Annotated in this window: 9 protein-coding genes and 2 pseudogenes; 7 read left to right on the forward strand and 4 right to left on the reverse strand. The window is 70.9% G+C overall.

Annotation, left to right across the window (positions count from 1 at the left end; all coding sequences use genetic code 11):
* Positions 1–642 (reverse strand): histidine kinase (locus AB0I77_RS52995; RefSeq protein ID WP_363290238.1); only part of this gene is annotated, 642 nt, incomplete at its 3' end.
* Positions 643–693: 51 nt separating this feature from the next.
* Here AB0I77_RS52995 and AB0I77_RS53000 point away from each other — a divergent pair.
* From AB0I77_RS53000 to AB0I77_RS53020, 5 genes are all read left to right on the forward strand, one after another.
* Positions 694–858 (forward strand): hypothetical protein, encoded by a 165-nt coding sequence (locus AB0I77_RS53000; RefSeq protein WP_363290239.1) that lies wholly within the window; start codon positions 694–696, stop codon positions 856–858.
* Positions 855–1,688, forward strand: a complete 834-nt coding sequence (locus AB0I77_RS53005) for an ABC transporter ATP-binding protein (protein WP_363290240.1) — start codon at positions 855–857, stop codon at positions 1,686–1,688. Before AB0I77_RS53000 ends, AB0I77_RS53005 begins: the two co-directional genes overlap by 4 nt.
* Entirely contained in the window at positions 1,685–3,706 is a 2,022-nt protein-coding gene (locus tag AB0I77_RS53010) for an FtsX-like permease family protein (RefSeq protein WP_363290241.1), read from the forward strand. The genes AB0I77_RS53005 and AB0I77_RS53010 overlap by 4 nt, the downstream gene beginning before the upstream one ends.
* A gap of 70 nt (positions 3,707–3,776) precedes the next feature.
* The gene (locus tag AB0I77_RS53015) at positions 3,777–4,787 is read left to right on the forward strand and encodes a YdcF family protein (protein WP_363290242.1); all 1,011 of its coding nucleotides are present in this window, start codon (positions 3,777–3,779) and stop codon (positions 4,785–4,787) included.
* A 56-nt stretch (positions 4,788–4,843) separates the two neighbouring features.
* Complete coding sequence (locus AB0I77_RS53020; protein ID WP_363290243.1) at positions 4,844–5,017, forward strand: hypothetical protein; 174 nt, start codon at positions 4,844–4,846, stop codon at positions 5,015–5,017.
* Positions 5,018–5,172: 155 nt separating this feature from the next.
* Here AB0I77_RS53020 and AB0I77_RS53025 read toward each other — a convergent pair.
* A pseudogene (locus AB0I77_RS53025) lies at positions 5,173–5,466 on the reverse strand (transposase); the annotation flags it as partial.
* 699 nt (positions 5,467–6,165) lie between these two features.
* Here AB0I77_RS53025 and AB0I77_RS53030 point away from each other — a divergent pair.
* Positions 6,166–6,558, forward strand: a complete 393-nt coding sequence (locus AB0I77_RS53030) for a nuclear transport factor 2 family protein (protein ID WP_363290244.1) — start codon at positions 6,166–6,168, stop codon at positions 6,556–6,558.
* Positions 6,559–6,571: 13 nt separating this feature from the next.
* Here the strand turns inward: AB0I77_RS53030 and AB0I77_RS53035 are convergent.
* Both AB0I77_RS53035 and AB0I77_RS53040 read right to left on the reverse strand, forming a co-directional pair.
* A pseudogene (locus tag AB0I77_RS53035) lies at positions 6,572–6,945 on the reverse strand (transposase); the annotation flags it as partial.
* On the reverse strand, positions 6,933–7,232 hold the full coding sequence (locus AB0I77_RS53040) for a hypothetical protein (RefSeq protein ID WP_363290245.1): 300 nt from the start codon (positions 7,230–7,232) through the stop codon (positions 6,933–6,935). The gene AB0I77_RS53040 and the pseudogene AB0I77_RS53035, both read right to left, overlap by 13 nt.
* On the opposite strand from AB0I77_RS53040, the gene AB0I77_RS53045 reads away from it, so the two are divergent.
* Positions 7,219–7,449: alpha/beta fold hydrolase (locus AB0I77_RS53045; protein WP_363290246.1), on the forward strand; the 231-nt coding region annotated here is incomplete at its 3' end. The genes AB0I77_RS53040 and AB0I77_RS53045 overlap by 14 nt on opposite strands.

Raw genomic sequence — 7,449 nt, forward strand, 5'->3', positions numbered from 1 at the left:
GGACTTGATCTGCTCCGGCGAGGTCTCCTGGATCACCAGCGCGGCGTTGGCGTGCACGATGATGCCGGTGACGTGGTGGGCAACGAAGTCGTGCAAGTCCCGGGCGAGTTCCAGACGCTCGTTATGGCGTACGGAGGTCACAGCCCGGGCCCGGCGAGCGTCCAGCAGGCGCAGATAGCAACCGAGGCCCACGACGCCGCCCACGGCGAACGTCAGAAAAAAGGAGAAGGGGAGGAAGCCGAAGTTCACGCCGTTGCGCAACGGCTGGGCGATCACCGCGACAGCCAGCGCCGCCGACAGTGTCACGGCGGTGGCCGGGCGCTCCACCCGCCGCGCAGTCCGGGCGAGCAGCACGAGCAGGGCGACCGTTTCCAACAGGCCCCACGAGATGGAGCCCTGGGAAGACGCACACAGGACCACGGTCAGGGCCAAGGAGCCCAGCGCGGTGGCGCCGGCACGCCATTCGGGGCCCGGCCGGCGGGCGGGAAAGAGCAGCGCGGCGGCAGCGAGGGGGCCGGAGACCAGGGTCAGCGGGTTGTCATGGGTCGCCAGGTCGAACAGCCACACCAGGGCCAGGCCCCCGCAGAGGGAGACCGTGATGGCGCGCCGGACGCGCGGGGAGAGCGGAGTATCAGGTTCCACGCCGCAAAGGGTACGGATGTACGGCCGAGCAGCGAGTCGGCCCACAGGCCGATGCCGACCACCCCGGACCGGCCCGGCGGCCGAGGACGGGCGCGCGTGTCCGGCGGGATCGTCGACGGCATGCAGATCCTCACCGTTCTCCAACTGGCCCTGGCGGCGCTCGCCGGGCTGTGCCTCGTCCTGTGCGCCCTTGTCACCATGGAGGCAGCCCGATGAACTCGTACCGCACGACCACCGCCTCCGCCGTCCTGGTGGGCGCCGGTCTGAAGAAGTCCTACGGTCTGACCCGCGCCCTGGCCGGTGTCGACGTGTCCGTCTCGACGGGCGAGTCGGTGGCGATCATGGGCCCGTCCGGGTCGGGCAAGTCCACCCTGCTGCACTGCCTCGCCGGCATCGAACGGCCCGACGAGGGCCAGGTACTGCTCGCCGGCGAGCGAAGCGAGATGGGGGTCCCCCCGGACGGAGTCTGGGGGAGCGTGGACCAGCTGGGCGAGCCGCACCGCAGCGAGCTGCGCCGGACCCGCTTCGGCTTCGTCTTCCAGTCCGGCCAGCTGCTCCCGGAGCTGCCCGCCGACGAGAACGTGGCCCTGCCACTGATGCTCGGCGGCATGCCTCGCCGCCAGGCGGTCCAGAAGGCGCGGGAGTGGTTCCCGCCGCTGGGCCTGGCGGGCATGGAGGAGCGGCGGCCCGGACAGCTGTCCGGCGGGCAGGCGCAGCGGGTGGCCATCGCCCGCGCGCTGGTCGGCAGCCCTCAGGTGATCTTCGCCGACGAGCCCACGGGCGCACTGGACCAGGTCACCGGCATGGAGGTCATCGACCTGCTGGTCACCACCACCCGCAGGCAGGGAGCCGCACTCGTCGTGGTCACCCACGACGAGGACGTGGCGCGCTGGTGCGACCGCACCGTCCGGGTCCGCGACGGCCGCCTGACCGAGGACCACCGGACGCCGGACGGGGCCGCGGTCACGAACGCCGTCGCCCACGCCGCCCGGGGCACCGCCGGACACCAGGCCGACTCCGACGCGGCTGCGAGGTTCAACCGATGAGGGCACCGAACCCGAGGACGGCCCTGGACCGCACCACCTGGACCCTGACCTGGCGGCTGACCCGCGCCGGAGGCCGCACCGGGCTGCTGTCCACCTCCCTGTCCGTCGCCGCGGCCGCCATCAGCACCGGGCTCCTGCTGATCTGCGTGGCCGTCAACCTCGGTTTCCAGCAGCGAGCCGACCGCATCGACTGGCGCACCCCCGTCAAGTCCGCGGCTCCGGTCGCCGTCGAGGCGGTCGGCACCACCTTCAGCGGCGGTACCCCCGTCACGGTCGTCGACGTGGCACAGCTCCCGGGCAAAAAGGCCCCCGCCCCGCCCGGCATGCCCCGCTTCCCCCAGCCGGGCGAGGTGTGGGTCTCCCCGGCCCTCGCCGACCTGCTCCACCGCCTTCCCGCCGACCGGCATCCCGTGCCCGGCACCGCGGCGGGAACCCTCGGCCGCGCCGCGGTGGCCCGCCCCGGCGAACTGGTCGCGGTCGTCGGCCACGAGCCGACCGCCGCCGCCGTCACCACCCCGCGCGAAGACGATCCGCGCCGCCCCGGCGACACCGTCACCCCCACCCGGGTCGCCGACTTCACCGGACGGCGCTCGAGCGACGGCATCGGCGACGGGTACGTGGCTCTCGCGAAGATCGCCACCATCCTCGTCGTCGTACCGCTGCTGGTCCTGGGCGCCTCCTCCGCCCGCCTGTCGGTCTCCCGCCGCGACCAGCGCCTGGCCGCACTGCGGCTCATCGGCGCCACCCCGGGCCGGATCGCCGGGATGACCGCCGCCGAGGCGGCCCTCACCGGCGCGGCGGGCGCGCTGCTGGGCACCATCGGATACGGACTGCTCCTGCCGGCCACCGCGCGGGTGTCCGTGGCGGGCGGCTCCTGGTACGCGGCAGACCTGTGGGTGGGGCTCCCGGTGCTGCTCGCCGTGCTCGCCGGTGTGGTCGCCATGGTGGTCGTCAGCGCGCTCGTCGGGCTGCGCCAGGTCGTCGTCGGCCCGCTGGGCGTGGCGCGCCGCTCCAAGCCACCCCGCATGAGCTTCCTGCGCGCCCTGGCCTTCGTCGCGGTGATCGTGGGCTACAGCTGGTTCACCCAGGAGCACAAGAGTGATGTCAACGGCCCCCTGGTGTTCTTCGCCCTGGTCTTCCTCGCCCTGTCCGTGATCGGCCCGTGGGTGGTCGGCGTCCTCGGGCGGATCATCTGCGCGCTTGCCCAGAAGCCGGCGACCCTGCTGGCCGGCCGCCGCCTGCTGGACGATCCCAAGAGCGGCTGGCGTACGGTCTCCGGGCTCACCCTCGCCGGATTCGTGGCCGGGTTCTTCGCTCTCTTCGCGGTCTCCGGCGTCTCGCCGTGGGGACATCCGGACACCCTCGCCGTGGCCGTTCCCAAGAGCCGGGCGGCCGTGGTCCAACAGGAGGCGCGGCACCGCCTGGAACACGCGGGGATCACCGCCACCATCGGCACGGACACCGACTGGGTCGCCGAGGGCGGCGAGAACACCGTCCAGGTCACCGCCACCGTGCCCGGCGGCACCGAGCAGCTGGACCGCGCCCGCACCGCGCTGGCCTCCCTCATGCCCGGCCAGTACCCGGTCACCGGAACCGACATCAACTGGTCGACCAAGTTGTTCGCAGACGACTTCTCCAACGCCACCCGGGTCGTCCTCGGCGTCACCTTCATCACCGCGATCGCCTCCGCGGGCATCACCGCGGCCGCCTCCGTCCTGGACCGCCGCCGCACCTACGGCCTGCTCCGCCTCGCGGGTACACCACTGCGGACCCTGGACGCGGCCCGCCGCAAGGAGACCCTCCTCCCTGTGGCCGTCCTCGCCGGCGGAGCTGCCCTGACCGGCATCTTCGCCGCCGCCCCGCTCACCCTCGGTGCCGGCTCGAGTATCGAAACCGGCGGCCTGGCCCTGCTCGCCCTGTGCTTCGGCGTCGGCGTCGCGGGACTACTGGCGGCCGGCGCGCTCAGCCGCCCGCTGCTGAGGTCGGTCACCGAGCAATCAGGCCCACGCCCCGAGTAACAGGCCACCGCCGTACCCGCAACCCGGGCCAGGGCAACGCCCCGCCGACCAGCAAAGGTGACAACAACCCATGCCTGCCGTCATTTTCGCGATCCTCGCCGGGCTGGCCTTCCTGCTCTTCCTGGCCCGGACACGGCAAGACCCCCGCCGCTTCGGCAACGCCGTCCTCCTCGGACTGTCCCTCGTCCTGCTGACCTTGGCGCTGCTCGCCCAAGTGGCAGCCGGCAGCGCGCCCGCACCCCTCCTCGCGGCGGTGACCCTCGCCTTCGCGCTGCTGGCTCTGGGAGTGCTGGCCCTCGCGTTCTTCCTCATCGCGAACGGGGTGACGATGGTCCGCAAGGAGGGCCGACGCCCCGCCAACCTGCTCTCCGGGCTGGCGGGGCTGGCCGTCCTCGGCTGCGTCACGCTCACCGTGACCGCCGCCGACGTCGACTCGGCGCCGTTGCAGCGCATCGCCGGAGCGGTCCTCCTCGTGGCCGGCTACGTCTCGTACGTCTTCCTGTCGTTCCTCGCCTACGCCTTCCTCTACGCGCGGCTGAAGGTCCGTCACGACGTGGACTTCGTCGTCGTCCTCGGCTCCGGTCTGGTCGGCGGCTCCCGGGTGCCGCCCCTGCTGGCGAGCAGACTGGAGCGGGCGCGCGCGGTGTACGAGGCGCAGGCGGCGCGGGGTACGCCGCCCGTGCTGGTCACCTCCGGCGGCCAGGGCCCCGACGAGGACCTGCCCGAGGCCGAGGCGATGGCCGACCACCTCATCGCCCGTGGCGTCCCGGACCGGCATGTCGTACGGGAGAACCGCTCGCGCACCACGGAGGAGAACCTGCGCTTCAGCGAGGCCCTCATGCGGGAACGCGAGCCGGACCACCGGTGTGTGGTCGTCACCAACAACTTCCACGTCTTCCGCGCCGCCCTGACGGCCCGGCGCACCGGCGTGAACGGCCAGGTCATCGGCTCGCCCACCGCCGCCTACTTCTGGCCCAGCGCGACCATCCGCGAGTTCGCCGCGATCTTCCTCCACTACCGGGCGGTCAACCTCGGCCTGTGCGCGCTGCTCGCCCTGCTGGGATTCCTTGTCCCCTCCTGAGGTCCGCCCTCGAACCGCGCTGCACGGGCCCGAGTTCGGGCCCTTCTCGGAGCCTCATGAACCTCACGACTCCGGCGCTCGGCGACACGGCACCAACTCCGGCGCCCCGACGGGAAACCGCCCGGCGGATCACCGCTCTCGACGCCCTGCGCGGCTTCGCGCTCTGCGACGTCCTCCTGGTGAACGTCAACCAGATCACGCCCATGAATGATGGGTGTGCCTTGCGCTGACGTTCGTACATCTCCTCGTACCAGTCCGGGGCGTTCTTCTTGAATTTGCGGTGCGGTGGTGTCACCACCCGGCCACCGGTCTGGGCGCCAAGTCCCTGGTCGCCGGCATCAGCCAGGATCTCGACGGCAGGCCCGTCGGCCAGGAGCTTGACCAGCCCTGACTGGCGGGCGTGGGTGATGTCCGCGCAGCTTGCGGGACGGGCCGGGCCGGGCTTGCACCACAGCACGCGGCCTTCGCCGTCCGTGACCACCATGGATTTGACGGCGTTCTGCTTGTTCTTGCCAGAGATGAACTTGTCCCGGTCCTTGCGTCCAACGGTGGGCCGGCGGACCCAGCTCTCGGTTCCGTCGACGATGCCGGTCTTCCCGCTCGCGCCGAAGTGGTTGACGACCTCGGCCAGGGACCGACGGCCCGGGTGATCGTGGAGCGGTCCGCGCCGAACCAGCAGGCCAGCATGTCGTGGGTGACCCCGTGGCGAAGATGGACAAGCGTGGCCAACAGCCGGTCGACGAACACCAGCCGGTGCTTCGCACCGGCACCCAAGGCCCGCCTCCGCGGCCGGGAGGCAAGCCTGGCTTGGTGACGCTCGTGCCACAACGGCCCGATCTCGCCGACGAGTTCGGCAATCACTCCGGCCGTCAGGCCCGTGATCCGCCGGTTGCTGATGATCACTGCACGAGTCGCGTTCCCCACCACCCGACCATGGTCAACTGGCATGCTCGGGGAGTTCCGGCCGACGAAGCTGCCGAGGTGCCCATTGTCCCTTCGCCCCCGTTCCGGTGAGCAAGTCCCGCCTCTTACCGGGCGGGTTGCGCGGGCCAGCAACCCGGGTGGCACGACGGCGATATGACTGCCACCGACCGAGGAACCTCCCATCCCCCGCCGACCGACTGCTTTCCAGGACCACCTCGACCAGCGCGCGATTCCCCCGCTGAAGTCCTGGCGAGCCCTGGGCAGCTAACGCCTGTCGTGCTGTCGCTGCCCGGGAGGTCGTGGATGCCGTCGGTGTTTGGGCTGTTGGATGTGGCCGGCTGGGGAGGATCGTCGGTCCATGGATATGTGATCCTCTCCCGCCCCCGCCGATACACCCCCATAGTCGAGACTGCCGGGCGCGCCCGGCCCCTTCGCACAAAATGGAGAGCCGAACGTGAAACCCACGAATGATGACACCGTCGAAATCAGCAGGGCCCTGGCGCTGTGGGCGCACATCATGGACGACCACGACCTGGACCGTCTCGGCGAATGCCTCACCGAAGACGCGGTGTGGGACGGCAGCGTCTTCGGCGGCGACCCGGTCGTCGGGCTGGACGCGATCGCGACCTTCATGAACGCCCCCGGACACGCGAAAGCCCACCACACAACGAACATCGTCGTGTCGGAAGGCCCGGGCGACGAGGCGCGGGCCCGATCCAAAGGTCTGAGCCTGCTGGAGGGCGGCGGTGTCGCCAGCGTCGTCTACGCCGACGACCTGCGACGCACCGATGACGGCTGGCGTATTTCCCGGCGGGTCATCCATCTCACGTGGCCACAGCGCTTCTAGGGGTGCCTTCAAAAAGCCGGGTGACATCGTGGCGGTGACCGCCGGTCAGCGACACCCGCAGCGGAGTGCCGCGGGCATCGGTCAGCACGTGATGCTTCGAGCGACTTTTGGGCTGCTGCGCCCCCGCTTGGCCTGCACGTGCGAGGCGTCGATGGTGGCGCGGGAGAGGCTCCCCACACCCCGGCCTCCTGCCACTCGGTCAGCCGCCGCCAGCAGGTAGGACCGGAACCGAACCCCAACTCCTGCGGCAGGAACTCCCACTGGACACCTGTGTACAGGACGAAACAACACACCCTGGAGCGTCCTGCGGTCATCGATCCGCTGACGCCCCGGGTACCGGAACCGCCGCTCATGCTTCGGCAACAGCGGCTCGATCACCACCCACAACTCGTCACTCTAAAAAAGGACGTAACACCGCCATGAACGCTTTCACCACCGCCGTAGCCGTCGGGTCGGAGGAGCCGCTCAGCCCCGGCTACGACGCGGCGACCAAGGACGACGCCGAGTTCAACAAGCACTTCCGGCACGGCTTCACCACCATCGACGACGTGCAGATGCACTACGTCATCGGCGGCGACGGCCCGCAGGTCATGGTGCTGCTGCACGGCTGGCCGCACCGTCATCGCCATCGACCTGCCGGGCCTGGGCGACTCGACCGGAATCCCGCCCTCCATGACCAAGACGGTCCTGGCCGCCTACGTCCACAAGCTGCTCAACCACCTCGGCCACCACGAGAACGTACACGTCGTCGCCCACGACCACGGCCTCAACGTCGCCTACTCACTGGCCGCCCAGCACCGCGACCAGGTGGCGGGCCTGTTCCTCATGGACGCTGCCCTCGTCGGCAAGAACCTGAAGTTCGCCACCCTCGAATCGATGTTCTGGCACTTC

It is taken from the genome of Streptomyces sp. NPDC050619, from assembly GCF_040654815.1.
GTDB lineage: Bacteria > Actinomycetota > Actinomycetes > Streptomycetales > Streptomycetaceae > Streptomyces.

Coding starts and splice junctions, on each gene's coding strand:
- AB0I77_RS53005 (WP_363290240.1), top strand. CDS start 855: ATGAACTCGTACCGCACGACCACCGCCTCCGCCGTCCTGGTGGGCGCC.
- AB0I77_RS53010 (WP_363290241.1), top strand. CDS start 1,685: ATGAGGGCACCGAACCCGAGGACGGCCCTGGACCGCACCACCTGGACC.
- AB0I77_RS53040 (WP_363290245.1), bottom strand. CDS start 7,232: ATGGAGGGCGGGATTCCGGTCGAGTCGCCCAGGCCCGGCAGGTCGATG.
- AB0I77_RS53015 (WP_363290242.1), top strand. CDS start 3,777: ATGCCTGCCGTCATTTTCGCGATCCTCGCCGGGCTGGCCTTCCTGCTC.
- AB0I77_RS53020 (WP_363290243.1), top strand. CDS start 4,844: ATGAACCTCACGACTCCGGCGCTCGGCGACACGGCACCAACTCCGGCG.
- AB0I77_RS53000 (WP_363290239.1), top strand. CDS start 694: ATGCCGACCACCCCGGACCGGCCCGGCGGCCGAGGACGGGCGCGCGTG.